Origin of the sequence: Ottowia thiooxydans DSM 14619, assembly GCF_000422885.1 — a bacterium.
Classification (GTDB): Bacteria; Pseudomonadota; Gammaproteobacteria; order Burkholderiales; family Burkholderiaceae_C; genus Ottowia; species Ottowia thiooxydans.
The window spans coordinates 60,773-85,507 of record NZ_AUGX01000025.1 but is presented as its reverse complement, the minus strand read 5'-3'; the positions used below and the strand labels follow the sequence as shown (position 1 = coordinate 85,507).

At 58.8% G+C, this 24,735-nt stretch carries 22 protein-coding genes; 12 read left to right on the top strand and 10 right to left on the bottom strand.

Features of this window, described 5'->3' with window-relative positions; all coding sequences use genetic code 11:
- Positions 1-218 precede the first annotated feature (218 nt).
- The 5 genes from G518_RS0118680 to G518_RS0118660 form a co-directional block, all read right to left on the bottom strand.
- On the bottom strand, positions 219-1,349 hold the full coding sequence (locus G518_RS0118680; RefSeq protein ID WP_028603843.1) for an MBL fold metallo-hydrolase: 1,131 nt from the start codon (positions 1,347-1,349) through the stop codon (positions 219-221).
- Positions 1,350-2,120, bottom strand: coding sequence for a carboxymuconolactone decarboxylase family protein (locus tag G518_RS0118675; RefSeq protein ID WP_028603842.1), 771 nt, complete (start codon positions 2,118-2,120; stop codon positions 1,350-1,352).
- Positions 2,121-2,274: 154 nt separating this feature from the next.
- Complete coding sequence (locus G518_RS0118670; protein WP_028603841.1) at positions 2,275-3,348, bottom strand: alpha/beta hydrolase; 1,074 nt, start codon at positions 3,346-3,348, stop codon at positions 2,275-2,277.
- 40 nt (positions 3,349-3,388) lie between these two features.
- Positions 3,389-4,606, bottom strand: a complete 1,218-nt coding sequence (locus tag G518_RS35855; protein WP_051237014.1) for a multidrug effflux MFS transporter — start codon at positions 4,604-4,606, stop codon at positions 3,389-3,391.
- An 11-nt stretch (positions 4,607-4,617) separates the two neighbouring features.
- Positions 4,618-5,673 carry an NAD(P)-dependent alcohol dehydrogenase gene (locus G518_RS0118660; protein WP_028603840.1) on the bottom strand — a complete coding sequence of 352 codons (1,056 nt, stop codon included), beginning with the start codon at positions 5,671-5,673 and terminating at the stop codon, positions 4,618-4,620.
- Positions 5,674-6,022: 349 nt separating this feature from the next.
- Here G518_RS0118660 and G518_RS0118655 point away from each other — a divergent pair, with 349 nt between their 5' ends.
- Positions 6,023-6,886, top strand: a complete 864-nt coding sequence (locus tag G518_RS0118655) for an alpha/beta fold hydrolase (RefSeq protein ID WP_169457969.1) — start codon at positions 6,023-6,025, stop codon at positions 6,884-6,886.
- 20 nt (positions 6,887-6,906) lie between these two features.
- Here G518_RS0118655 and G518_RS35850 read toward each other — a convergent pair whose 3' ends face one another.
- Both G518_RS35850 and G518_RS0118645 read right to left on the bottom strand, forming a co-directional pair.
- Positions 6,907-8,283, bottom strand: coding sequence for a heavy metal sensor histidine kinase (locus tag G518_RS35850; RefSeq protein WP_051237012.1), 1,377 nt, complete (start codon positions 8,281-8,283; stop codon positions 6,907-6,909).
- Positions 8,280-8,966, bottom strand: a complete 687-nt coding sequence (locus G518_RS0118645; RefSeq protein ID WP_028603838.1) for a heavy metal response regulator transcription factor — start codon at positions 8,964-8,966, stop codon at positions 8,280-8,282. Before G518_RS0118645 ends, G518_RS35850 begins: the two co-directional genes overlap by 4 nt.
- Before the next feature lie 159 nt (positions 8,967-9,125).
- Here G518_RS0118645 and G518_RS0118635 point away from each other — a divergent pair, with 159 nt between their 5' ends.
- The 5 genes from G518_RS0118635 to G518_RS0118615 all read left to right on the top strand — a co-directional run bounded on the left by G518_RS0118635 (position 9,126) and on the right by G518_RS0118615 (position 15,857).
- Positions 9,126-9,461 carry a DUF4148 domain-containing protein gene (locus tag G518_RS0118635; protein ID WP_028603837.1) on the top strand — a complete coding sequence of 112 codons (336 nt, stop codon included), beginning with the start codon at positions 9,126-9,128 and terminating at the stop codon, positions 9,459-9,461.
- 154 nt (positions 9,462-9,615) lie between these two features.
- On the top strand, positions 9,616-9,951 hold the full coding sequence (locus tag G518_RS0118630; protein ID WP_028603836.1) for a DUF4148 domain-containing protein: 336 nt from the start codon (positions 9,616-9,618) through the stop codon (positions 9,949-9,951).
- A 122-nt stretch (positions 9,952-10,073) separates the two neighbouring features.
- Positions 10,074-11,417, top strand: coding sequence for a TolC family protein (locus G518_RS0118625; RefSeq protein ID WP_084651976.1), 1,344 nt, complete (start codon positions 10,074-10,076; stop codon positions 11,415-11,417).
- 3 nt (positions 11,418-11,420) lie between these two features.
- On the top strand, positions 11,421-12,683 hold the full coding sequence (locus tag G518_RS0118620) for an efflux RND transporter periplasmic adaptor subunit (protein ID WP_028603834.1): 1,263 nt from the start codon (positions 11,421-11,423) through the stop codon (positions 12,681-12,683).
- Between the two features lie 12 nt (positions 12,684-12,695).
- Entirely contained in the window at positions 12,696-15,857 is a 3,162-nt protein-coding gene (locus G518_RS0118615) for an efflux RND transporter permease subunit (RefSeq protein ID WP_028603833.1), read from the top strand.
- A 165-nt stretch (positions 15,858-16,022) separates the two neighbouring features.
- Here the strand turns inward: G518_RS0118615 and G518_RS0118610 are convergent, their stop codons facing one another.
- Positions 16,023-16,220 (bottom strand): ribbon-helix-helix domain-containing protein, encoded by a 198-nt coding sequence (locus G518_RS0118610; protein WP_036595254.1) that lies wholly within the window; start codon positions 16,218-16,220, stop codon positions 16,023-16,025.
- A gap of 269 nt (positions 16,221-16,489) precedes the next feature.
- Entirely contained in the window at positions 16,490-16,849 is a 360-nt protein-coding gene (locus G518_RS0118605) for a hypothetical protein (RefSeq protein WP_028603831.1), read from the bottom strand.
- A 411-nt stretch (positions 16,850-17,260) separates the two neighbouring features.
- On the opposite strand from G518_RS0118605, the gene G518_RS0118600 reads away from it, so the two are divergent.
- Entirely contained in the window at positions 17,261-17,848 is a 588-nt protein-coding gene (locus G518_RS0118600; RefSeq protein WP_028603830.1) for an NnrU family protein, read from the top strand.
- A 33-nt stretch (positions 17,849-17,881) separates the two neighbouring features.
- Positions 17,882-18,958: a 3-deoxy-7-phosphoheptulonate synthase gene (locus G518_RS0118595; RefSeq protein ID WP_028603829.1), complete on the top strand. Its 1,077-nt coding sequence runs from the start codon at positions 17,882-17,884 to the stop codon at positions 18,956-18,958.
- Between the two features lie 108 nt (positions 18,959-19,066).
- Here the strand turns inward: G518_RS0118595 and infA are convergent, their stop codons facing one another.
- Positions 19,067-19,321 (bottom strand): translation initiation factor IF-1, encoded by a 255-nt coding sequence (gene infA, locus G518_RS0118590; protein ID WP_028603828.1) that lies wholly within the window; start codon positions 19,319-19,321, stop codon positions 19,067-19,069.
- Positions 19,322-19,988: 667 nt separating this feature from the next.
- Between infA and G518_RS0118585 the strand changes: the two genes are divergently transcribed.
- The 4 genes from G518_RS0118585 (at position 19,989) to G518_RS0118570 (ending at position 24,691) form a co-directional block, all read left to right on the top strand.
- Positions 19,989-21,197 (top strand): M29 family metallopeptidase, encoded by a 1,209-nt coding sequence (locus G518_RS0118585; RefSeq protein WP_028603827.1) that lies wholly within the window; start codon positions 19,989-19,991, stop codon positions 21,195-21,197.
- A gap of 17 nt (positions 21,198-21,214) precedes the next feature.
- The gene (locus G518_RS0118580) at positions 21,215-22,195 is read left to right on the top strand and encodes a Bug family tripartite tricarboxylate transporter substrate binding protein (protein ID WP_028603826.1); all 981 of its coding nucleotides are present in this window, start codon (positions 21,215-21,217) and stop codon (positions 22,193-22,195) included.
- Entirely contained in the window at positions 22,192-23,082 is an 891-nt protein-coding gene (locus G518_RS0118575; RefSeq protein WP_028603825.1) for an NmrA family NAD(P)-binding protein, read from the top strand. The genes G518_RS0118580 and G518_RS0118575 overlap by 4 nt, the downstream gene beginning before the upstream one ends.
- Positions 23,083-23,257: 175 nt before the next feature.
- Positions 23,258-24,691 (top strand): aldehyde dehydrogenase family protein, encoded by a 1,434-nt coding sequence (locus G518_RS0118570; RefSeq protein ID WP_028603824.1) that lies wholly within the window; start codon positions 23,258-23,260, stop codon positions 24,689-24,691.
- Positions 24,692-24,735: the final 44 nt, after the last annotated feature.

Below are 24,735 nucleotides of genomic sequence, written 5' to 3'. Positions count from 1 at the left end.
AGCGCAGCGCAGGGACACGGACTTGGGGTCGCATTTCTTTGGTTCCTTGCTTTGTGCGAGCAAAGAAAGGGACTGCACTGCCGGGGGCAATCCCGGCCTCCGACTTCAAGACAAGAGCAGAAAGTATTTAGCAACTGCAGTGCTTAATCGACCGCCGCTTGCCCTCACCGGTTGGCCGGCCCCGCCCAGCCCTCTCCCAGAGGGAGAGGGAGAGGGGGTCAAGGTCGCGCCGGGCGCCACCACGAGGCGAACGTCTGCGTCGCGTCGCCCAACCTCACAATCTCCCCAATCGGCGGAGTAAGCAGCCGATACCCCCTCCCCTGACTAGCCTTCATAAGGCGCTCAAACGGCTCATCCCAATCATGCGCCGCAAGCTTGAACCGCCCAGCATGCCCAGGCACCAGCACCTTAGTGCCCAGGTCTTCAGCAGCCTGCGCAGCTTGCTCAGGGAACATATGAACATGAGCCCAGCGCGGGTCATATTGCCCCGCATCCAGCGCCGCAAAGTCAAAGCCACCAAACTGCTTGCCAATATCAAGGAAATGCGGCCCATAGCCGCTGTCACCGCTGAAGAACATACGCCTTTGGGGCGTCACCAGCGCGTACGCCACCCACAGCGTCTGATTGCGCAACAGCAGCCGGCCAGAGAAGTGCCGGGCGGGCAGCACATGAATGCTCAAGCCTTCGTCCAGCTTCAGCACGGCGTTCCAATCCGCTTCGTGGATACGCTCGGGCAGGTAGCCCCAGCGCTCAAAATTGGCCCCAACACCGAGCCCTGTAACGACATGCCGCACGCGCTCACGTAGCGCCAATGCACTCGGGTGATCCAGATGGTCCCAGTGATCGTGTGAGATCAGAAGGTAGTCGATGTCTGGTATGTCTTCTGCCGTGTATGGGGTGCTGCCGGAGAAGGCCGCATTGAGATAGGGCGCCGGGGCCGCGTCTGTGCTGAACACCGGGTCAATCAGAATGCGCTTGCCGCCTATCTGGATAAAGTAGGAGGAGTGGCCCAGCCAGACCACCAGGTCCTCAGCGCGATCGAGTGCTCGCAGATCACGTTTAACGGCTGGAATGGGCGCGATGGGCTTCAAGCGTTCATTGCTATCCCACATCATGGACCAGATATTGGCCACGAAGCCGCTATCGGTAGTACGGATAGGTGTCTCGACAAGATTGCGAAAGCCCTCGCCCCCGTGATTCGGCGAGTTGCGCGCCGCATCCAGACGAGCTCCTTGCGGTAACGCGCCAAATTTAGCTTGTTGCAGATAGGCGTATGTGCCCGCGCAAAGCACGAGCACGGCCAGCACCAGCCAGACAAGGATTCGCCACCAGCGAGAAAGCTTCATCATTTACTTGCGTTCTGCGAACACGGTTTGAAGTACAGGAAGTGCTGACATGGCCCTTGGCCAGCCAGCGTAGAAGGCCAGATGCGTCACGACCTCCGCGGCTTGCACCTGCGTGAGGCCATTGTCCATGGCGCGATTCAGGTGGAATGGTATCTGCTCCACCTGACCACGGGCAATCAGCGCGGTCATGGTGACGATGCTACGGTCTCGTGGTGCCAGGTCTTGGCGGCGCCATAGATCGGCAAACAGCACGTCGTCGGTATAGCGGGCCAATGCCGGCGCGGTGGGCGCGACGTTCTGCTTCACCGTGGCTGCCCGCCGGGCCTCGGCTTCCGGTTCCACGGCCAGCAATTGCTCTGTAACTGGCTTCAATGCGTCGGCGGAAATACCTCGCCGCGTGAACACCTCCCGCGCCACGCCCACTGACGACATGGCATTGGGCCAGCCGGTGTAGAAGGCCAAGTGAGTGATCAAACCGACGATCTCTGAAGGTTTGAGCCCGTTGTCCAGGCCCAGATTGATGTGAGAGGTCATCTGCGCAGCCTGGCCGTTGGCCACGAGCGTGGAAAGCGTCACCAGGCTGCGATCTCGCGGAGCTAGCTCCTTGCGCTTCCAGACATCGCCGAACAGCACATCTTGCGTGTAGGCGAACAGTTGTGGGGCGGTTTCCCGTGCCATGCGGGCTGCGGGGGTGTCGGGCACGCTACTTTGCGCGCTGGCATCCAGGGCGGTAGCAGCCAACAGGCCGGCGGTCAGGAATTGAAGCAGTTTCATGGGGCAGTTTGGGATAGTTTGAAAGATCGGGGAAAGCTCTAAGCGGGGTCGTATGAATGCGGCCTTATGAAATTTGAATTCCGCTCGTCCTGAGAGGGCTCGAAGCCCTTCGACAAGCTCAGGGCGAACGGCCAACACACACCGTGCTGGAGCACTAGTCGAGCTTCTTGTCGGCCAGGAATTTGGTCACCAGGTCTGCGATCTGCACGTTGTTCCGATCCGAGAAAGGAAAGTGCGTGTTGCCACGGATACCGATCTCCGGCAAGTGCATTACGGTCGCATCGCCCCCATGGCGGTTGATGGTGTCTCGCCAGGCACGCGCCATCTGAAGCCGCGCACGCCAGCTGTCCTGGGCGGGCAGGTCCACGGATTCGGAGGGAATGTTGTCGCCGTAGAGCACCAGGATAGGAATCTTCGTGAGTGCGCGAAACTGCTGCATGCTCACTGTCACACCGGCCACGGTGTCAAATGCGTTCTTGATCGGCTCGGGCAGCTCACCTTCCGGGAAAATGAAGCTGCTGCCGGGCTCGAATGACACGATGGCGCGCACTTTCTCGCTCTTGATGGCGGTCAGCCACCCCGGGCCCCCGCTTTGCGAATGCGTGAACAAAATAGATGGGCCCGCACGCTCGACCACAGCCGCCACGCCATCAGACACCACTTGCATGTCAAACGGGCCCGTGTTCGGAGTCATGGCGCGGAAGTACTGATTCAGTGTTTCCGGGTCTTGAGCGAACTGAACGCCAGGGAAATAGTTTGGCCAAACACCTATACGGAACTGGTTGAACCAAAGCTGCTCGTCCGGCGTGGGTTTGATGTTGCCCTCCACCATGCTGCGCCCCGCAGCACCGCGTCGCGGTTGGTCGACCAGGAACACCCCAAACTTGCGGCGCAAAAAAATGGTCTGAAATCCTTCACGTCCGTCGGCTGTGGTTTCCCAGGTCTTGGAAAACTGGCCAGCGCCATGCCACATGACGATGGGCAGTGGCCGCGCATCCGCAGGAATCTGGAAGAAAGCGCGAGCATGGTCACCGCGATAGGTCTGGCCAGCAGGTTCGAGTGGCTTGCGAGGGTCGAATTGCCCGGGCGCAGTGGCCATGCTTCCGCCAGCCGCAAAGCTGCCTTGTTGTTGGATCACGAGTGGCGCCGAGGGAGCAGGCTGCGCATGGACGCCGGCACTGATGAGAGCGGAGAGGGTGAGCGCCATGAAAGGTAATAAGGGCTTCATGAGATCAGCCTTTAGAGTGAGGGAAGGGAGGCTTTCAAGGTCAAGCTGATTCATGGCAATACGGCGGCACTTCGACTAACGGGCTGCCACGCCGCCAGAACGCAGCGGCAGCAGACGCCACGGCAAACACAGTCATCACCACGATCAGGGTGTGGGGAGTGTCGTCAGACAGCGCCGCTAGCAACAGCGAGGAAATAATGCCGCTGCCGTACTGGAGCGAGCCAATCAGGGCTGCGGCTGAGCCTGCGAGTTGGGGCTGTACGCCATCAAGAGCAGCTGCGGTGGCATTGGCCGCAATGACGCCATTCATGGAGAAGAACACGAACACCGGAACCACCACGCCAAGCAATCCACCAACGTGCAACTCAGCCAAACCCATACCCGCCAGCAAGCCCAGCGCTGCAACTGCCGCGGCGGCGCGCAGCAAGGTGTCCAGGCTGAAACGGCTAACCAACTTTCGGTTGATGAGGCTCATCGCCATGAGGCCGATGATGTTCAGTCCAAACAGCCAACCATAGTGCTCGGGCGCCACGTGGAAGTACTCTATGTAGACACGAGGCGATCCGGTGATGAAGGCGTAGGCGCTGACATAGAACATAGTCACGCACAATGCGTAGCGCATGAACACCGCGTTGCCGAGCAGCGCACGGTAATCCGCAAAAGCGGAGAGTGCCGGCGTTGTGGCACGGCTCTCGAGGGGCAAGGTTTCTGGCAAATAGCGCAGCGACAGCAGCATCAGCACGCCGATTGCAGCCAAGAGCCAGAAGATGCCGTGCCAGGTACCGAAGCGCACGATCTGCCCGCCAAGCAGTGGCCCGATGATGGGTGCGATCGCCATGATCACCGTCAGCGTAGACAAGGTCTTGGCCGCCTGAGTTCGCGGATACAGATCGCGCACCATGGCTCGGGCGAGCATGGGGCCGGTGCAGGCACCAAACGCTTGAAACATCCGCCAGAACACGATCTGGTCCATGGTCTGCGACAGCGCGCAACCTATCGACCCCACCACAAACAAAGCGACACCAATGATCAGAGGCCGGCGCCTTCCAATACGATCACTTACCGGTCCCCAGATCAACTGCGCCAGCGCAAAGCCGATCAGAAAGCTGGTGATCGTCAGTTCCACATTGCCATGCAACTCACGCTGCATCTGTGGCATGGCCGGCAGGTAGATGTCAGTAGAGAGCGATGTGAAAGCCATCAAGGCGCTGAGGATCAACAACAGGCGCAGCTCCCCGGCGGGCGGACGCGTAGGCATTGAAGCAGACCTCAAGCTGCTTCAGCCGGTAGCGAAGCCATATCGATCACAAAGCGGTAGCGCACGTCGGCCTTTTCCATGCGTTCAAAGGCCTCGTTGATCTGGTCCATGCGGATCATTTCGCAATCGGGCAAGATATTTTTCTTGGCGCAGAAGTCCAGCATTTCCTGCGTCTCGCGGATGCCGCCAATGGGTGAGCCGGCGATACGGCGGCGGCCCAACAACAGAGGCACGGTGTTGGTCTCCTCCATCGGGCCGATCTGGCCAACGATGACCAGCGTGCCGTCTACATCCAGCAAAGGCAGATAGGGGTTGAGATCGTGCTTGACGGGTACGGTGTCAATGATCAGATCAAAGCCGTTCGCCGCTTGCGCCATGGCCTCTGAATCGGAAGAGATGAGCAACCGGTCCGCACCCAGCTCCAGCGCATCCGCAGTCTTGTCAGCACTGCGGCTAAGCACGGTAACGTCGGCCCCTAATCCAACGGCCAGCTTGACAGCCATATGGCCGAGACCGCCCAAGCCCACCACCCCTACTCGGCTGCCGGGGCCCACATTCCAGGTGCGTAGGGGCGAATAGGTAGTGATACCGGCACACAGCAGCGGAGCCGTGCGCGCAAGGTCCAGGCCTTCTGGCACACGCAGGCAAAAATCTTCCCGCACCACCAGGTGCTTCGAATAGCCCCCGTGGGTGTTCTCGCCCGTCACGCGGTCCTGGCTAGCGTAAGTACCAGTGTTGCCAGCGCGGCAGAGCTGTTCTTCGCCTTTGCGGCATTGATCGCACGACATACAACTGTCCACCATGCAACCTACCGCCACGTGATCGCCTACCTTGTATTTTTCGACCTGCACACCGACTGCCGTGACGCGGCCCACGATCTCGTGGCCCGTGACGATGGGGTAGTAGCTCCAGCCCCAGTCGTTGCGAGCAGTGTGCAGATCAGAGTGGCAGACTCCACTATAGAGAATCTCCATCGCGACATCGTTGGCACGCAAACTGCGGCGCTCGAACTGAAATAGAGCCAACGGGGAGGTGGGGCTGTAAGCGGCATAACCTGTGGTGCGCATGATCGATTCCTTGGATGCAAGAGGCATGCGCCAGGCCGGCACACGCGATGGTTGGACTTTAGGCTCCCCTGCCTCCTGGGACTAGCCCGCGAAACCTTGAAGGATTCGCAAGTTGCACTTGCTGAAAGCGATGAAATTGGAGCGATTGGGCCGCTCATCGCGAGGGCTTTCACTCTGGGACCGCTGAGGGCCAAGCCTGCATTCGGGAGGTTTGCTCGCACTGCAATGTCGAGCAGGAGCTCGGCGGACCCAGGAAACAGCCGCCAAGAGCGTGCATTGGCGACAGAAACGTCGTTCCTACGCAGCTACTATTGGGCTGATGGATGCTGAATTGAAAATTGAGAACGCAATGCCCGAATGGGCCCGGGCCGCGCAGGCCATGCCAAGTCGCGAAGGCTTTATTGATGTGGACGGCTGCGACATCCACTACATCGCCTGGGGCGATCAAGCCAAGCCGCCTATCATGCTCGTTCATGGCAACGCGGCCAATGCAGAATGGTGGCGGTTCATCGCTCCGCTTCTGGCGGCAGACCATCACGTGATCGCGACAGATCTGCCAGGCATGGGCGATAGCGCGCACAGCGGCCTGTACGACCGGGAACGGTGTGCGCAGCAGGTGATGACTGTGGCAGACACCTTGGCCCCGGGCCAGAAGCCGATAGTTGTGGGACACAGCCTGGGTGGGTTCGTGTCCATCATGCTCGCCCGCGCCTACGGCGAGCGCCTGGCCGGCCTCGTCGTGCTCGATTCACCGCCTTATGAGGCTGATGACAGAGGGCCTTCGCCGTTTGTGAGGTCTAACCCCATCCCCAGGATTTACCCCACGCGCGAAAGCACGCTCGCGCGCTACAAGGTCTTGCCGGAGCAGGAAGTCACCTGTGGGTTCTACCTGCAGCACATTGCCGAGCATTCGATCAAACCGGAGGCGGGCGGCTGGCGCTGGAAATTCGATCCCCCTGCGCTCTCACAACCACGGCCGCGTGATTTCGTGCAAGACCTGCTCACTATGCGCTGCCCGGTCGCGCTGATGTGGGGCGCCTTGAGTGCACGCATTGACGAAAGCGTGCGCAAGTTCTGCGTTGAGACTTTCGCGGGTGTGCTCGCAGTCGTGGAGATTCCGAACGCGCGGCATCACATCATGTTGGATGAGCCCTTGGCGCTGGTCACCGCGCTACGGACCCAGATTGCGAACTGGAAAGCCCGCGGCGGTTAAAACCTTAGATCACACGCGCGCTATTGCACTCGGCGCCCATTGAGACCTGGGCCGTGCGAAGGTTTCACCTCGTCACTCATTGACAAGGTGAAACCGATCGTAGTCAGTCCTGCCTCCGACCTCGCGAATGTTCCGCCTCCGTGCATCCGCGCGACGGCGGCCACAATAGCCAGGCCGAGCCCATGGTGAGAGGCTGCTCCTGTTCGAGAGGTCTCCACTCTATAAAAGCGATCAAACAGATGCGAGATGTGTTCCGGGGCTATGGTGGCTCCGTGGTTGACCACCTGCACCGTTACCTGATCCTGGTGTGTCGTGATCTCCACCCGCACGGTAGTTTCAGGCTCGGCATGGCGCGTGGCATTAGAGAGAAGATTCGACAACGCACGCTCGATCAGAGCAATGTCGAATGCGCCTGCAGCATCGCCCTCCACGCGAAGCGCCAGCTGCGCCTCCTCCAATGCGGCCTCATGGTATTCAGCTAACTTGGTAGCCACCGCATGTAGATTTTTCACCGACTCACGGCGAGCCAATGAACCACGGTCTGCCTGCGATAGAAAGAGCATGTCCTGGACAATGCTGGTGATCCTATGCAACTCTTCCAGGTTGGAGCCCAACACTTCCCGCAGGTCTTCTGCACCCCGGCTTTTGCGCAATGCGAGTTCGGTCTCACCCATCAAATTGGCCAGCGGCGTGCGCAGTTCATGCGCCACGTCTGCGTTGAAGCTCTCCAGATGCTCATACGCGCCTTCGAGCCTTTCCAGCAGCTGGTTGAACTGCGTGATCAACGGCGCCAGCTCTTCGGGTTGGTAAGTGGCGTCCAACCGCTGGTGCAAGGTATCAGCAGTTAGCAGGCGCGTTTGCTCGATCAACTGTCTCACCGGTTTGAGCCCCTGCCGCACCAGCCAATACCCTCCCGCCGATATAAGAGTGCAGCCCCCGAGCACGGCAAGCGCCATTGCCAAAGCGATCCGCTGCAACAGCATGTGATCGCTCCGAGTATCCAATCCCAACTCGCCTCGCACGGCTATTTGCTGACTCGTCCGGGACTCGATAGCGAAGGGAGCCACACGATGCGGCAGCTCTCCTCTCTCTAGGAGGTGCTCGTAAAAGAGCGACCCGTCGGCACGCCACAACTTGAGCGATAGCTCTCGGTTGCCAAGTAAAAAATCGTCCAGGCGGTGGCGCAACGCGACATCGCCCTGATTTCCATCTGGCTCCTGCAGCAGATGTCCAAGCTGAAGCCGTTTTTCTTCGAGTGTCTGCGTTTGGCGCAGATCGAATGCAAAAACGGTTGCAGCGTATACAACGCCGCAGACCATCGCCAAGCCGGCAAGGCTCTGCAGACCCAGCCAAAGCGATAGGCGCCCTCGAAGAGATCGAACCCAAAACCTGTTCAAGGTACGCGCTCCTCCAATACGTAACCCATGCCACGAACGGTATGCAGCAGCGGCCGATCAAATGGCGTGTCCAGCTTCGCACGCAAACGGCGAACCGCCACGTCAATCACGTTGGTGCCATGGTCAAAATTCACATCCCAAACTTGTTCTGCGATTTCCGTTCGAGACAACACTTCACCGGCTTTTCGCATCAGCAGCGACAACAGCTGGAATTCCTTGGCAGAGAGATCCAACCGCTGACCGGCCCGCGTAGCGCGCCGGCGCACCAGGTCGAGCTGCAAATCGGCCAGCGATAGCTGCATGGGTTCCTGAGAAGTGGTCGACGCTGTACTTCGCTTCAGCAGCGTTTCAATGCGCGCCACCAACTCTGTGAAGGCAAAAGGTTTGACGAGGTAGTCGTCCGCCCCGGCTTTCAAGCCACGCACCCTGTCTTCGACCGCGACCCGCGCAGTCAGCATCAGCACAGGGGTTTGTGTCGATTGCCGCAGTGCGGCCAGCATGCTCATGCCATCTATACCTGGAAGCATCCAATCGAGAACGATAAGGTCGTGATGGCCCTCCACCGCCATGTGCAAGCCGTCGACACCGTTGTGGGCCACTTCAACCACGTAGCCTTCCTCGACCAGCCCCTTACGTAGATATTCGGCGAGCTTTCGCTCATCTTCCACCACCAGCAGTTTCATGTGTTGCCTCGCGGCGATGTGTCGAGTTCGCGTGACAACACTGTCATGTTCATGACCCGCTCTTGTTCGGTGCCAACTTCTACAGTCAATCCCATGCCCTCAGGCATGCCTCGCGGTCTGGCAGCAAGACCGCATATCCAACGCAAAGGAATTATCACCATGAACAAACGCCAATCTCTTTCTATTTCTGCACTGGCGATTCTCGCGGGTTTGTTCGCCGCACCCAACCTGGCTCAGGCTGACACCGCTTGGCACGCCAGCAACGGAGACGTGGTTCGATTCACGCCCGAACACATTGGTTCCAACACGCGTCAGCAAGTCGTCGCGGAGCTGGACGCAGCCCGGGCCAATGGCACGCTGAAGTACATCCAGATGTCTGTGCCGGTGCCCGTCAATGCAGCGGCACCTACCAAGACCCGACAACAAGTCATCGACGAAATGCGCGATCAGTCAGCGGAGCAGCGCCGCTCGCTAAACGAGCTGTACCAGAACTAACAACGCAAGCCGCGTCGAGCTCAGATGACAAAACTGTCATGTTCATGACGCGCTTCTGTTCGCAACGGATTTCTACAGTCGATCTCATGCCATCAGGCATGCCCCGTGGTCCGGCATAGCGACCACTTACCAAGCAAAAAAAGGAGTCATCACCATGAAAAAAATCCCATCTCTTTCGATTTCCGCACTGGCCATAGTTGCGGGTTTGATGGCAGCGCCGAATCTGGCCCACGCTAATTCTCCCTGGCACCAGGGGAACGGAGATGTCGTGAGTTTCACGCCAGAGCACGTCAATGCCAAAACACGGGAACAGGTGGTCGCAGAGACGAACACTGCTCGGGCTGATGGCACGCTGAGGTTCTATCAGAGAGGTCTGACACCGCCAGCCAAGACGCCTGTCCAACCCAAAAGCCGACAACAAGTCTTAGACGAAATGCGCAACCAATCGCCTGAGCAGTTGCGTGTGCTCAACGAGTTCTACCAGAACTGACGACTCGTCCAGCGTTGCACCTTCGACGACAAGAGGCTACTCACAGCCATTCGATTCGATGGTGCGACGCGGATCTTTTTTTTCCCGTTAAAGAGTTCCGCCGCTCTCGGAGAACTATGGCCATGCACCTTCTTCACCCTCATAGGCTTTCCCAGAAGGTCAAAGTGATCGCCCCCGTTCTCCTGGGGGTGGCATGCGCGTTCTACGCCCACGCCACTCAGGCGGCGGATACCGCCGTGGCAACAGCCGCTGCCCCGCTGGAGCCAAGTGGCTATTCCAGGCTGAATCCCCCTATCACCGGGATCTCAGTCGCCATAGCCTGGTCAAAAGCGTTAGCAGCCAATCCCGGCCTGAAAGCGGCTCAACACGGCTTGGCTGCCACCGACGGAACCGTGCTGCAGAGCAAGGCCAGACCCAACCCCGAGGCTTCCTATAGTCAGGAGGACACACGGCCTTCAACACGCTCCATCACCATGCAGATTAACCAGCGCCTTGAACTGGGTGGCAAGCGTGACGCTCGCATCAAGGTGGCTGAAAGCTCCAAGGGTCTTGCTCAAGCGGCCTTGGCACAGGCTCAAGTTGACCTCCGGTTTCAGGTGACGACGCGCTTCAACGAACTGCTGCTGGCTCGTCAGCGCCTTCAGCTCGCAAGCGAGATGAAAGACCTGGCGGCACGCACCCAGGACGCAGCGCAAAAACGTGTGACCGCAGGAAGAGTGCCTCCGCTGGAGGCCACCCGTGCTCAGGTTGCGCTTGGCAACGCCGAGATGGAATTGACTCAAGCCCGATCTTCGGTCGTTATCGCGCAGCAAGACCTGGTGGCACTTTGGGGTGGCGTGGCTTCGGAAGCCAGCGAGGTCGTCGGTGACTTTGCGCGAGTGGAGGCTCCACCTTCCGTCGACCGCATGCAGGCCGCCATCGAAAACTCACCAGGCATGCTTCGCGTGCAACGCGCCGTTGAGCAAAGTCGCGCGGTCTCGGAGCTGGAGCGAAGCCTTCGGGTTCAAGACCCCACTGTCAGCGTTGGCCTCAAGCGTGCTCAGGAAGTAGGGCGCAACCAAATCGTATTCGGTGTCAGCATGCCCTTGCCTTTGTTTGACACCAACGCCGGCAACCAGCTGGAGGCTTTGCGCAAGCTCGACCAAGCAGAACAGGTCATGCAGGACACGCTCCTCCAACTGCGGGTGCAAGCGCTGTCGGCCCTGCAACAACAGACCAGCAGCTACCAGCAGATAACGCAGTTGCGCGATCAGGTGATCCCTACCGCTCAAACCGCCTACGACCTAGCCTCACGCGGTTTCACGCTGGGAAAGTTCAACTTCCTGGACGTACTGGATACCCAACGCACATTGGTCGAAACCCAGCGCCAGCTTTTGGACCAACTCATGGCCTCACATCGCGCTCAAGCCGAGTTTGAACGCATCTTGGGCATTTCGATTCCTGCATTGCCACTCAACCAGAACTAACTCATGTCCGAGAAAAGCAACTTCGAAGCGGCGCTCTCCAAGCGCAAGTTATGGATTGCCGTTGCAGTCATCCTGGCATTAAGCGTTGGCAGTGCGGCACTCATGTTGCGGCCCAGTGGGGCTGGCGGTGAGTCTGGGGCACAGCATGCTGAATCGGGTTCACATGGAGATGAGGAGCCTCATGAAACATCTTCAGCCGGCACGGAGAAGAAAGAAGAAGATCACAAAGATGAGGAAGGCGAAGGTTTAGTCAAGCTCACCGAAGCACAGTCCAAAACCATCGGCGCGTCCGTTGCCCAGGCACAAGCCCGGGCGATCCGAAAGGAAGTCGTTCTGCCTGGTGAGATTCGCTTCGACGAAGACCGTACGGCTCACGTGGTTCCACGTGTCACCGGTGTCGTGGCCTCGGTGCATGCGCAACTGGGCCAACGAATTGCCAAAGGCCAGTTACTGGCAGTGATCCAAAGCGCCGCCGTCTCCGATCAACGCAGCGAACTGCTCACCGCGCAAAAACGCCTGGCATTGGCTAAAACAACCTACACGCGGGAGAAGCAGCTGTGGGAAGAAAAGATTTCCGCAGAGCAGGATTACCTCCAGGCACAACAAGCCGTGCAGGAGGCTGAGATCGCTGTCGCGAACGTCTCACAAAAACTGGCCTCCATAGGAGCGAGTGCAGGCAGCTCCAATCGATACGAACTCCGCTCGCCGTTGGCGGGCGTAGTGGTGGAAAAACATCTGACCGTGGGTGAATCCGTTACGGAAAGCACCCCATCCTTTACGGTGTCCGACATGAGCTCCGTCTGGGCAGAGATGAATGTATCGCCACCACAACTACCCTTCGTGCGCGTGGGAGCCGCCGTCACAGTCCGCTCTACGGCGTTTGACTCCAAAGCCGAAGGCCGCATTGCCTATGTGGGTGCGCTCATTGGTGAGCAAACACGCACTGCGCCCGCGCGCGTAGCGTTGGCCAATCCTCAAGATCTATGGCGCCCGGGGCTGTTTGTTGAAGTGACTGTCGTCGCGGAGCAGACCGAGGTACCCGTGGCGGTGGAAACCACAGCCATCCAGCGCGCTGATGGCAAGGAAAGCACACTCTTTGTGCCCGCCGAAGGCGGCTACAAAGCTCAGGTTGTTCAATTAGGCCGCACCGACGGGCGTTTCACAGAGATCACCAGCGGACTGCAACCCGGGCAGTCTTACGTAAAGGAAGGCAGCTTTCTGCTCAAGCTGGAGCTGGGCAAGTCGTCTGCTCAGCACACCCACTGAGGTTGCGTCGCCATGTTTGAACGCATCATCCGCTTCGCCATCGAGCAGCGCTGGCTAGTTTTGTTGACCGTATTGGCCATGGCCGGACTGGGAGTTTTCAACTACCAGCGCCTGTCCATAGACGCGGTGCCGGACATCACCAATGTTCAGGTGCAAATCAATACGCAAGCCCCCGGCTTTTCACCGCTAGAGACCGAACAGCGCGTGACCTATCCGATCGAGACCTTGATGGCAGGCTTGCCTAACCTGGAACAAACGCGCTCACTTTCGCGCTACGGTTTGTCGCAGATCACCGTCATATTCAAGGACGGGACAGATATCTACTTCGCGCGTCAGCTGGTGAACGAGCGCGTCCAGGAGGCAAGACAACATCTTCCTGCCAATGTATCGCCGTCCATGGGCCCCATCTCCACAGGCTTGGGCGAGATCTATCTGTGGACCGTGGAGGCTGAAGAAGGCGCCAGAAAATCCGATGGGAGCGCCTACACCCCGATGGATTTACGTGAAATTCAAGATTGGGTCATCAAGCCTCAATTAAGAAACGTCCCAGGCGTAACTGAGATCAACTCCATCGGCGGCTTCGCCAAGGAATATCTGATCGCGCCTCGCCCCGAGCGTTTACTGTCTTATGGCATTTCCATGAGCCAGATCGTCACCGCACTGCAGAACAACAACACCAACATCGGTGCCGGATACATTGAGCGCCAGGGCGAGCAATACCTCATCCGGGCACCTGGCCAAGTGCGCGGCATTGAGGATCTTAAGCAAGTCATCGTCAGCACCGCACAAGGGCAGCCCATCCGCGTTCGCGACTTGGCCGATGTGGAGCTCGGCCGCGAACTACGCACGGGCGCAGCCACTGACAACGGCCGCGAGATTGTTCTAGGGACCGTTTTCATGCTGATCGGGGAGAACAGCCGCGCTGTCTCCAAGGCTGTGGACGAGCGTATGGAGTCTATACGGCGCGGCCTGCCCGAGGGCGTGAAGGTCATCACCGTCTACGACAGAACCACACTCGTTGAAAAAGCCATTGCCACTGTCAAGAAGAACCTGCTGGAAGGCGCCGCTCTGGTGGTCGCCATATTGTTTATTTTTCTGGGCAATATCCGCGCAGCGCTCATTACTGCGCTCATCATTCCTTTGTCCATGCTCTTCACCTTCACGGGCATGGTTCATTACAAGATCAGCGCGAACCTCATGAGCCTGGGCGCGCTTGATTTCGGCATCATCATCGATGGCGCCGTGGTCATCGTTGAGAACTGCGTGCGGCGTCTGGCGCTCGCACAGGAGCACAAGGGCCGCCTACTGACACGCACCGAGCGTTTTCACGAGGTATTCGCAGCTGCGAAGGAAGCACGGCGGCCGCTACTCTTTGGTCAACTCATCATCATGGTGGTGTATTTGCCCATCTTCGCGCTGACAGGCGTTGAAGGGAAGATGTTTCACCCCATGGCACTGACCGTCGTGCTGGCTTTGGTGGGTGCCATGATCCTGTCCATGACGTTCATCCCGGCGGCCATTGCCCTGTTCATTGGCAAGCGCGTGGCCGAAAAGGAAAATCGCTTGATGATCTGGGCGCGCACTGCCTATGAGCCCATGCTCAACGCAGTCATGCGTGCGCCGCAAGTGGTGATCACGGGTGCCGTGGTCGCGGTGGTTTTGAGCTTGCTGCTGGCCTCGCGAATGGGCAGCGAGTTCGCGCCCAATCTCAACGAAGGAGATTTCGCCATCCAGGCGCTGCGTATGCCAGGCACCAGCCTCTCACAGTCGATCGAGATGCAAAAGCAACTGGAGAGCACGCTCAAGGAGAAGTTTCCAGAGATTGATCGCGTGTTCGCTCGAACTGGCACGGCGGAGATCGCATCAGATCCCATGCCTCCGAACATCTCCGATGGCTACATCATGCTCAAGCCCCGTGAGCAATGGCCCAACCCCTCACGCAGTCGGGAAGATCTTCTGGCCGCGGTGCAGGAAGTCGTGGAAGCCATTCCGGGAAGCAACTATGAATTTTCTCAACCCATTCAGTTGAGGTTTAACGAACTCATTTCCGGCGTACGCAGTGATGTCGCTGTGAAATTGTTCGGCGATGACATGAAGGTTCTTGAAAGTACCGCTCAAAACATTGCCAATGTGCTGCAGAAGGTGCAAGGCTCGTCAGAAGTGAAGGTGGAGCAAACGACCGGTTTGCTGATGCTCACCGTGGAAATTGATCGCGAGAAGGCCGCTCGCTACGGCCTGAACATGGGTGATGTGCAGCAAACCATTGCTACCGCAATAGGCGGGCAAGAGGCGGGAACCGTGTTCGAGGGAGACCGTAGATTCGACATTCAAGTACGCCTTCCGGATGCCATACGTGGAGACCTGGCAGCGCTGGAGCGGTTGCCCATCGCTTTGCCGCCGCAGGCCGACAAGCGCATGAGTTTTGTCCCTTTATCGGACGTAGCAAGCCTGAACCTCTCACCCGGCCCTAACCAGATTAGTCGAGAAGACGGCAAACGCCGCATCGTCATCAGCGCGAACGTGCGCGGTCGCGACATAGGCTCATTCGTTACGCAAGCGCAGGACGAGCTCAATTCGCTGAAGTTGCCCACGGGCTATTGGACCCGCTGGGGGGGCACTTTTGAGAATATGCAGTCGGCTCAGAAGCGCCTGCAAATCGTCGTGCCAGCGGCGCTGCTGTTGGTGTTCACCTTGCTTTTTGCAGTGTTCGGGAACGTGCGTGATGGTCTCATCGTCTTCACTGGCATTCCGTTCGCGTTGACGGGTGGAATTCTCGCGCTGTGGTTGCGTGATATTCCGCTCTCCATTTCTGCGGCTGTTGGTTTCATCGCTCTATCGGGCGTGGCAGTTTTGAACGGACTGGTCATGATCTCCGCCATCCGCAATCTGAGGGAAACGGGAATGGAAGTACCCGCCGCGGTACACGCCGGCGCACTCTCGCGTTTACGTCCGGTGCTCATGACCGCGCTGGTGGCCTCGCTGGGGTTCGTGCCCATGGCTATCGCCACCGGCACGGGCGCGGAGGTTCAGCGCCCTCTGGCTACGGTAGTCATTGGCGGCATCCTGTCTTCCACCATCCTGACACTATTGGTGCTTCCCTTGCTGTATCGTCTTGTGCATCGCAACGATCCTTCTGAAGACGAGCCAGAACTAGTGAGCGCGAATGCCGGATGAGCTGTAACCGATGGGGTTTTAAACCCTGGATTTGCCGAGTCTCATCTCAACAGGAGCGCCGAATGGAGAGCGGCGATGTCGAGCGGGAGCTCGGTGGTCCCAGCGGGAGACTATTTCAGGGGCTGTGCTATTTCTTCTCAGATTGGCCGCCAAGCCATCTGCAGCTCAAGAATTCTCTTCGCGATCTTCGTCGGGTTGCGGCGTCCAGGTGACGCCGTGTTGATGCAGGTACTCCCGAATCAGCTTGCGCACGACCTGAGACGGCGTGACGTCCTGCGCGGCGCAAAGCGATTCGAAGGCTCGCTTTTTGGCAGGATCGATCAACACCGTCAAACGGGCAGTTTTTTGCTCTAATTTGGTCATGTAGCTAGGTCGATTGCACACACCGCGCCAACCGAAGAAGCCGCATAGTACCGCAAAAATGTGGGCTTTCAGCCCTGCACAGACGGGCTGACGAACGTGTTTCGGCTATCGGTGCGGATGTCTGATAAGCATCACGTTTTCAAACTGCCGACATTCTGAAAGCGCATGCCCAAGGATGGTTAGCCCAGATTTGGGGCTAACACCCCTGCATTTAGAGCACGCCTCAGGGAGCGCCTGACCTGGTCACGCCCCAGCGTGCCCGCAAGCAATTAGAAGGTCAGTTCTTTATCAACGTCTTGAACCTTGCGGCGAGCCATGGCCAGGTTGGAGCGGCCCTTGTCCAGCACGGTGTAGATAAAGATGCCTTCTTTGCGCGAGCTTGGGCGCAGCACGTGGTACTGCTTTCCAAGTGTGATCAGGATGTCGTCGATCACATCGTTCAAGCCTAGCGCGCGCATGGTTTTGACTTTGGAGCGCATCACTTCCGTATTGCCGGCTGCAGCGATTTCCATATCCAGCCCGGTGCCCTCGGAGCCCAGAATCATGCCGCTGGTGGAGTCAACGATGGCAGCGCACATTGCGCCGTCGAGAGCCATGAGTTCTTCGAGAGATTGCTTGATCGTAGCCATGATGGGTTCTATTGAGTTGATGTCTATTGTTGTTGAAGTAGACCAGCATCATCATCACATGTGTCTTTGATGCGATTCACATGTTAATGCTACAACAATAACAATGTCTTGCACGTTGGCTTTAGTGCACGCGAATTCCGGCTACTTGTGCGGTTGTTGGCACCCGAGCGCGCAACCGCTGCCGGATAGCCGCAGAGACCCGGCCTCAAATAGACAGGCGGCAAGGCCGGAGGAAGATTCAAGAGGAAAAGGGCCAGGTTGGATCAGGGGCCAGAAAGGAGCGGACCACTTTGGTAGGAGGTGCGAACTGCACATGGCGCCGCCCTCACTACACACGCCCTGTGAACTGCATAATGATCTGTATTCCCACACTCACCTCACAGACCGCATATCGCGGCGAGGTCTTACGCCATGTTGATCCTCGTTCTAGGCTTGATCTTGTTTCTCGGCGTTCATTCGGTGCGCATCTTTGCGGAAGGGTGGCGCACGAGCACCATCGCCAACATGGGAGACAAGAAGTGGAAGGGCGCCTACTCCGTGATTTCATTGATTGGCTTCGTGCTGATCATCTGGGGCTATGGGATGGCGCGCCAACAACCCGTGATGGTGTGGTCACCGCCGATGGGCATGAAGCACCTGAACTCACTGTTCACGCTGCTGGCTTTTATCTTGCTGGCCGCTGCTTACATCCCTCGCAACCAACTCAAGGCCAAACTGCACCATCCCATGGTGCTCAGCGTGAAGCTTTGGGCGTTTGGCCATTTGCTGGCCACCGGAAAGTTGGCAGACCTGGTGCTGTTCGGAAGCTTCCTGCTGTGGGCAGTGCTGAATTTCCGGGCAGCCCGCCAGCGTGACCGTGCGCTGGGTACGGTGTACGCACCGGGCACGATGTCCGGAACCTTGCTGGCAGTGATTGTGGGCGTGGTGGCATGGGCCGCGTTCGCTTTCTGGCTGCACGCTGCCCTGATCGGCATCGCACCTATGGGGCGGACGCTCTAGGTCGGTGTACCAGTAACCCCCGATAATTCGGGGATGAATCCCGAATCCACCCACGACACCACACGCATTGACGACACCCGAATTGGCGCGGTACGCCCGCTGATCACGCCGGCCCTCCTGCTGGAGGATTTGCCCGCGCCGGATGCAGCGCAAGCCTTGGTAGAGGAAAGCCGCGCCGCGATTTCGCGTGTGTTGCATGGGGCCGATGATCGTTTGATCGTTGTTGTAGGCCCTTGCTCCATTCACGACCATGATCAGGCCATGGAATACGCCCGCCGCCTGAAGGCCGAGGCGGATGCCCTGAAAGAAGACTTGCTCGTGGTCATGCGGGTGTATTTCGAAAAGCCGCGCACAACGGTCGGTTGGAAAGGCTACATCAATGACCCGCACCTGGACGGCAGCTTCGCCATCAACGAAGGGCTGCGGGTAGCGCGCAGGCTATTGCTGGATGTGCTGGAAGTAGGCTTGCCGGTGGGCTGCGAATTCCTGGATCTGCTGAGTCCGCAGTTCATCAGCGATCTGGTGAGCTGGGGTGCTATTGGCGCGCGCACCACGGAAAGTCAGAGCCACCGTCAACTGGCCAGCGGCCTCTCCTGCCCGGTGGGGTTCAAAAATGGCACCGATGGGGGTGTGAAAGTGGCCGCTGACGCCATAGTGGCCGCGCATTCGCCGCATGCTTTCATGGGCATGACCAAGATGGGCTTGAGCGCCATCTTCGAAACCCGCGGCAATGACGATTGCCACGTGATCCTGCGCGGCGGGAAGGCACCCAATTATTCCAGCGCCGATGTAGATGCCGCCTGCGCACTGCTGAAATCCTCAGGCTTGCGCGAGCAGGTCATGATCGATGTTTCGCATGCCAACTCCTCCAAGCAGCACGCACGGCAGATCGTGGTGGCTGAGGATGTGGCCAAGCAAATAGCTGCGGGCGACACCCGCATCACGGGTTTGATGCTCGAAAGCCACCTCGAAGAAGGCCGCCAGGACATCGTGGCGGGCCAACCTTTGAAGCGGGGGGTTTCGATCACCGATGCCTGCATCAGCTTTGAGCAAACAGTGCCCGTGCTGAGAGGATTGGCTGAAGCGGTGCGCAGCCGGCGTGGCCGCTGAACAGGAAGCGCTAACGGCGCCACTCCCAGTGGGCGCCTCGTTCTTTCGTCACTCCCGGATGGCTGGCCCCGGGAATTGAGAAATAAGTAAACAGCAGGCTTTAAATGCTTACCTGGGCCCGCGCGGAGGCATCGGTCCCCGACCGTTCAGGTGGCGGAAATTGATCCGGCCTTTGCTGAGGTCGTAGGGCGACAACTCGAGCGAGACGCGATCGCCTGCCAAGATGCGAATGTGGTTTTTGCGCATCTTGCCGGCTGAATAGGCAATCAATTCATGCCCATTGTCCAGCGTGACGCGAAAACGGGTGTCGGGCAATACTTCATTGACCACACCCTGCATTTCAATCAGTTCTTCCTTTGCCATACGCGACTCCTGATGCTTCGAACTTAAACGGTCAGCGCAGACGCATTGATATGGTGCGCGGACAGCAGCAAGAAAAGGACGAGACGGGAAACGGCAAGCAGCGTTGAACAAGCATCGCTAGCCCTGTGCACGAAGGCCCATCGGCAGCACTCAGGTGACATGCATCCATTCAGGATGCCTAAGAGATTGAACATCTCGGCAACCCTGCGCGGCACCTTTTCGGTGCCTTCCGTTGCCGCCCTCCCAGTTGTCTAACAAGCTTTGATTAGCTTGCTCCTTTAGGCGCCGCCCGCCCTTTTTTAGCTAGCTTTCAATTTTACTGTGGGATTGAGCTTTTGCGTTTCCGCGATATGAAATCGCGGAAACGCCCGGGGCAGAGGTGACCTTGTGGACCCATTGCGTCGCCCTCCCGTCTCATGCCAGCCTCGCGCCGAAAGAGTGTGAAGGAATCCTTCATGCACCCCTTGACCGTGAAAAGCCAACCGCTCGGAAATTGGGCGCGCTAACGACTAAGACATCAGAGATGAGCCCCGAATTGCAGCGTGTTCCCGACGCAACTCGTACAGACCCTGGCAATTACACCTATTGATGGCGATCAATTAATGACCTAATATCGGACAACTGATTTCAATTATCGGACTACTAGATTCTCGAAGGGCTCTTCAAAATGACGGTTTTCGATCCCTTTCCACTGCCCGAGCACCAGGGCTTGACGCCTACGCACTCGATCAATTGGGAAGCCATTGCCCAGAAAGTGGTGCGGCGCATCCTGGCCGTGCAGCCCTCGGAACGGGTGCTCATCTCCGCCGACCCCTACTACGGCGGCGCCGCATTGGAAGCCGTACGTTGTGAAATCCAGCGAGCCGGCGCCATTGAGCTGGCGAGCATCCTGCATTGGTCTCCCGCCGTCGGCGCTATGCGCTTGCCCAGTGGCCGCCATCCGGATGGCGAGCGGGACAAAGCTGAAACAGAGGCCATGAAGCAGCTGTTCTCTTGTGCCGATGTGTTCATACTGCTCATGAACGATAGACGCCGAGCGTATAGAACGGTGTCCACCTCGCAATCGGACGAGGTCGTCACTGCTTGCAAGAATGTCCGTTCGGCTCATCTGCATTGGTTTCAGGACCCGCGCTTCCCTGATCCCTCACACCCGGTGAACCTCTTGCATGACCGGGTCAATGAGAAGGCCATCATCGAGTTGGACTACGACTGGATGCGCCACATGATGGAGCGGATGGCCGAGATGATCCGGGGTCGCGAGTTGCGGCTCACCGATGACGCAGGCACAGACCTGCGCTTTCGCGCTGGCCTAAATTTCCACACGAACTACGGTGATGCCTCACGCGAACGCATGGCGCGTTTTTCCAGTGGGCGCGATCGGGAAGAGGAAGTGCCTGTGGGCAGCTTCCGCTTTATCCCGGAGCCTGGCAGCGCGCAAGGCAGGGTGATGTTTCCGCGTCGTACAGACGGCGAAGCCATGGCGCTAGGACGCGGTTTCGATGTTCATCCATTCACAAGTGCCGGGCTAGCCTTTGAGTTTCGTGATGGCCGCGCAGTCTCGGTGCAGACCGAAGGTGATCAGCAGGCGCTGGACAAAGCCTGGGCTGCTGAATCCGGCGACAAAGACATGCTGGGCGAAATCATCATCGGCTGCAACCCGCTGCTCACGCCCGTGCCGGGCAGCTCCTTCTTGCCTCACTACGGCTTCGGTGCCGGCGTAGTGCGCCTGATCCTGGGAGACAACTTGCTCTCAGGCGGTCAATTCCAATCGAGCTTTCATCGCTGGCTCACTTGGAGCAACGCCACCCTCGAAGTTGAAGGCCGGCCGCTGATAGAGCGGGGCCGCCAGATTCCTCTCGACAGTCTTCGTCCATAACTACCCTGGAGCCCACGATGCTATCTACTCGACGCGCCTTCGCTATCTCGCTTGCCGCTCTCGCTGCGGGAGCTTCGTTTCAAGTGAGTGCTCAGACTTTCCCCACACCGGGCAAGCCTATCCGTATCGTGGTGCCCTTCAGTCCCGGCGGGCAGGCCGAAGTCATGGCGCGCAGGCTGGGCGTGCATCTGACTGAATCCATGGGAGTGCCGGTCATCATTGATACGAAACCGGGAGCCAACACCGGGATTGGCGCTCTCGAAGTGCAACGCGCTGCACCTGACGGCTACACACTGCTGCTGACCAACATCCTGACGCATGTGCAAAACCCGCTCATGCGGCCCAAGCTGCCCTACGATGCCTCGAAGTTCACCCCCATCTTCCAGATCGTGGGCTCCGGCGTGGTGTTGATTGCGAACTCCGCGCAGCCATTCAACAACGTGCAAGAGCTGGTGGCCTACGGCAAGGCCAACCCCGGCAAGCTCAGTTACGCCTCCATTGGTACAGGATCTACCGCGCATTTGCTGGGTGAGTTGTTCTCACAGAAAACCGGCATCACGATGACGCATGTGCCGTACAAGGGAAGCGCACAAGCAGGCCAGGATCTTATTGGTGGCCAGGTGCCCATCATGTTTGACGGCTTCGGGACAGCCATCGCCGCGCTGGCCACCAAGCAAGTGAAGCCCATAGGGGTTGCTTCGCACACCCGCAATGCTGCCATGCCTGATGTGCCCACCATTACTGAGCAGGGCGTCACCGGGATCGAGAGTGAAGGCTACATAGGCGTCTTCGGTCCGGCAGGCATGCCTGCAGAGGTTGTGACGCGACTGAACAACGAGTTCCAGAAAACTCTAGCCATAGACTCGGTAGATAAATTTTTGCGTGGCACGGGCAATACCCCGGCGGGTGGCTCGGCTGACAAGTTCGCGCAGAAAATCTCGGACGAGATGAAGATCTGGAGTCCGTTGGTGAAGCGGCTGAATCTTGTGCTCGAATGAGCCAGCCTTATCTAGTCCTTGGCGCAACGGGGCGCATAGGCAGCCTCGTGGTGCGAGAGCTGTCTGATCGCGGTTTGCCCGTTGCGGGCTTGGTGCGTGATGCTCAGCGGGCAGCTCCCATGTGGCCCTCGGCGGTGGTGCCGGTCATTGGCGAGTTTGACGCGCCTGCATCGATTGTGTCGGCCATGCAGGGGGTGGGAGTGGCCTTCATCTCGTCCCCCGTTCATCCAGAGATGGCAGCCTGGCAGTGCCAGGCTGTGCGCGCTGCGGCAGACGCGGGGGTGAGGCGCATTGTCAAACTGTCTGGCTCGGCCTGGACGATGGTGGATGGCCGCATGACGACCGTTGGCGCCGCACATGCTCAAGTGGAGGCCGCCATGCGTGCGGTGCAGGAATCGGGTGGCCCGGAGTGCATCTGCATTCGGCCCAATGCCTTCTTGCAGGGAATACTGGGGCGGATAGGCACCGAGTTGTCAGCCGGAGATATCTTCTCTCTGGGGATAGGTCCTGCGCGTGTAGCTTTTGCAGACATAAGAGATATTGCGGCCGCTTGTGCGCATGCGATGGCGGCCAGCTCAACGCCATCCACGATAGAAGTGACCGGCCCCGAAGCAATGGACGGTGTGAAGATCGCCGCTCTTCTGACGCAGATGCTGGGCAAGCCCATTCACTATAAACCGCTCGAAATCCACGAAGCGATGGCCAGAGCCAAAGCAAGCGGGGCAGATGACTTCACCTTGCGGCACCAAACGGAGGTGCTCACGGTCTTGCGCGAGGGCGTGGGGGAGCGAGTGAGCACCGATTTTGAGAGCGTGCTGGGGCGATCGCCACGGACCGTTCAGGACTATCTGGCTGAAGTGACCTCCAAAGTGGGCGGAGCTCGTTGATGCGGCGCTGTGATGTCTTGGCCGTTCGGGCTGAGCCCGGGCGGTGGTTCCTATCCCGGACGGTGGTTTTAGTTCGAACGACATTTGCCGCTTGACGGAAACCGCAGTACCTCAGACCCAACGGAATCGAAGTCATAAAAGGTCGGGAACGATCTGGAACGAAAAAAGGTGAGTTATGCAGACATTTCTGAACACCGTGAACGGCCAGCCTGTAGCAGCCGGGAAGACTTTTGACTCTTTGAATCCGGCCACCGGCGAGGTGATCGCCAAGGTGGCCTACAGCACCCGCGAAGAGGTAGACCAGGCCATCGCCACCGCACACAAGGCCCAACCCGCCTGGGCGGCACTGACCGATGCGCAGCGCCGCGCCTACCTGGTGAAGATCGCTGATGCCATCAAAGCCCACGCCGAGCCGCTGGCCGAGTGGGTCACACGCGAACAGGGAAAACCGTTGGGTGGGGATGGCCGGGGCTCCGTTCCAGGTTCGCGTTTCGAGCTCATGGGCTGTGAAGGGTGGACGCGCGCCACGGCAGCAATTGATGTGCCTGTGGAGGTCGTATTCGAGAACGAGCAGCGGCGCGACGAAGTGCACCGTCAACCCTATGGCGTGGTGGCCGCGATCGCCCCCTGGAACTGGCCGCTGTTGATTGCGATGTGGCAGATCGTGCCCTCATTGCGAATGGGCAACACGGTGGTGATCAAACCTTCCGAATACACCAGCGCCTGCTCACTGGAGTTGTTCAGGCTCATCGCTGAAGTCTTGCCTCCAGGCGTGCTCAATACGGTGAGCGGCTTTGGCGACGTGGGTGGCTGGCTCTCAGACGATGCTCGAATCGGCAAGATCATGTTCACGGGATCGGCTTCCACCGGGTCCAAGGTGGCTGCTGCAGCGGCGCGGAACCTCACGCCGACGACGCTGGAATTGGGAGGCAACGACGCCGCCATAGTCTTAGCTGATGCAGATCCGGAATCGATCGCCATGGGGCTCTTCTGGGGAGCGTTTCTGAACATGGGGCAGACCTGTGCCTGCGTGAAGCGGCTATATGTGCCGGCATCGCTGCATGATCAGATCGTTTCCGCGCTGGCCAAGCTGGCCAGCGCCATGCCCATGGGCGATGGCATGTTGCCAGGCACGGCCATGGGCCCTATCCAGAACCGTATGCAGTTCGACAAAGTCACGAAGCTGGTGGAGGCTGCCCGTTCGGCGGGCGCGACCATTGTTTGTGGCGGTCAACCATCAGAGGGGCCTGGCAACTTTTATCCACTGACGTTGGTGACGGATATCGACGACGGCAATCCACTGGTCGATGAAGAGCAGTTCGGGCCGGTGCTACCCATCATTCGCTATACAGATGTTGATGATGTGGTGGCCAGAGCCAATCGCTTGGACGTGGGGCTGGGTGCCTCGGTGTGGTCGCGTGATGCCGAAAAGGCACGCGCGGTGGCGATGCGCTTGCAGGCCGGAACGGTGTGGATCAACCAGCATGGGGTGATTCATCCCTTGGTGCCGTTCGGTGGAAGCAAGCGTTCAGGCTGGGGCGTGGAGTTTGGTGTGGAAGGCCTGAAATCGGTCACACGTCCTCATGTGATCAGCATGCAGAAATCATAGGTAGGGCGGTTCACGTTCTATTGAGAGTCCATACATCAGGACAC

Excerpts from the sequence above, each read along its gene's own strand:
- G518_RS0118680 (WP_028603843.1), bottom strand. The coding sequence starts at position 1,349 with ATGATGAAGCTTTCTCGCTGGTGGCGAATCCTTGTCTGGCTGGTGCTG.
- G518_RS0118675 (WP_028603842.1), bottom strand. The coding sequence starts at position 2,120 with ATGAAACTGCTTCAATTCCTGACCGCCGGCCTGTTGGCTGCTACCGCC.
- G518_RS0118670 (WP_028603841.1), bottom strand. The coding sequence starts at position 3,348 with ATGAAGCCCTTATTACCTTTCATGGCGCTCACCCTCTCCGCTCTCATC.
- G518_RS35855 (WP_051237014.1), bottom strand. The coding sequence starts at position 4,606 with ATGCCTACGCGTCCGCCCGCCGGGGAGCTGCGCCTGTTGTTGATCCTC.
- G518_RS0118660 (WP_028603840.1), bottom strand. The coding sequence starts at position 5,673 with ATGCGCACCACAGGTTATGCCGCTTACAGCCCCACCTCCCCGTTGGCT.
- G518_RS0118655 (WP_169457969.1), top strand. The coding sequence starts at position 6,023 with ATGCCCGAATGGGCCCGGGCCGCGCAGGCCATGCCAAGTCGCGAAGGC.
- G518_RS0118645 (WP_028603838.1), bottom strand. The coding sequence starts at position 8,966 with ATGAAACTGCTGGTGGTGGAAGATGAGCGAAAGCTCGCCGAATATCTA.
- G518_RS0118635 (WP_028603837.1), top strand. The coding sequence starts at position 9,126 with ATGAACAAACGCCAATCTCTTTCTATTTCTGCACTGGCGATTCTCGCG.
- G518_RS0118630 (WP_028603836.1), top strand. The coding sequence starts at position 9,616 with ATGAAAAAAATCCCATCTCTTTCGATTTCCGCACTGGCCATAGTTGCG.
- G518_RS0118625 (WP_084651976.1), top strand. The coding sequence starts at position 10,074 with ATGCACCTTCTTCACCCTCATAGGCTTTCCCAGAAGGTCAAAGTGATC.
- G518_RS0118620 (WP_028603834.1), top strand. The coding sequence starts at position 11,421 with ATGTCCGAGAAAAGCAACTTCGAAGCGGCGCTCTCCAAGCGCAAGTTA.
- G518_RS0118615 (WP_028603833.1), top strand. The coding sequence starts at position 12,696 with ATGTTTGAACGCATCATCCGCTTCGCCATCGAGCAGCGCTGGCTAGTT.
- G518_RS0118610 (WP_036595254.1), bottom strand. The coding sequence starts at position 16,220 with ATGACCAAATTAGAGCAAAAAACTGCCCGTTTGACGGTGTTGATCGAT.
- G518_RS0118605 (WP_028603831.1), bottom strand. The coding sequence starts at position 16,849 with ATGGCTACGATCAAGCAATCTCTCGAAGAACTCATGGCTCTCGACGGC.
- G518_RS0118600 (WP_028603830.1), top strand. The coding sequence starts at position 17,261 with ATGTTGATCCTCGTTCTAGGCTTGATCTTGTTTCTCGGCGTTCATTCG.
- G518_RS0118595 (WP_028603829.1), top strand. The coding sequence starts at position 17,882 with ATGAATCCCGAATCCACCCACGACACCACACGCATTGACGACACCCGA.
- infA (WP_028603828.1), bottom strand. The coding sequence starts at position 19,321 with ATGGCAAAGGAAGAACTGATTGAAATGCAGGGTGTGGTCAATGAAGTA.
- G518_RS0118585 (WP_028603827.1), top strand. The coding sequence starts at position 19,989 with ATGACGGTTTTCGATCCCTTTCCACTGCCCGAGCACCAGGGCTTGACG.
- G518_RS0118580 (WP_028603826.1), top strand. The coding sequence starts at position 21,215 with ATGCTATCTACTCGACGCGCCTTCGCTATCTCGCTTGCCGCTCTCGCT.
- G518_RS0118575 (WP_028603825.1), top strand. The coding sequence starts at position 22,192 with ATGAGCCAGCCTTATCTAGTCCTTGGCGCAACGGGGCGCATAGGCAGC.
- G518_RS0118570 (WP_028603824.1), top strand. The coding sequence starts at position 23,258 with ATGCAGACATTTCTGAACACCGTGAACGGCCAGCCTGTAGCAGCCGGG.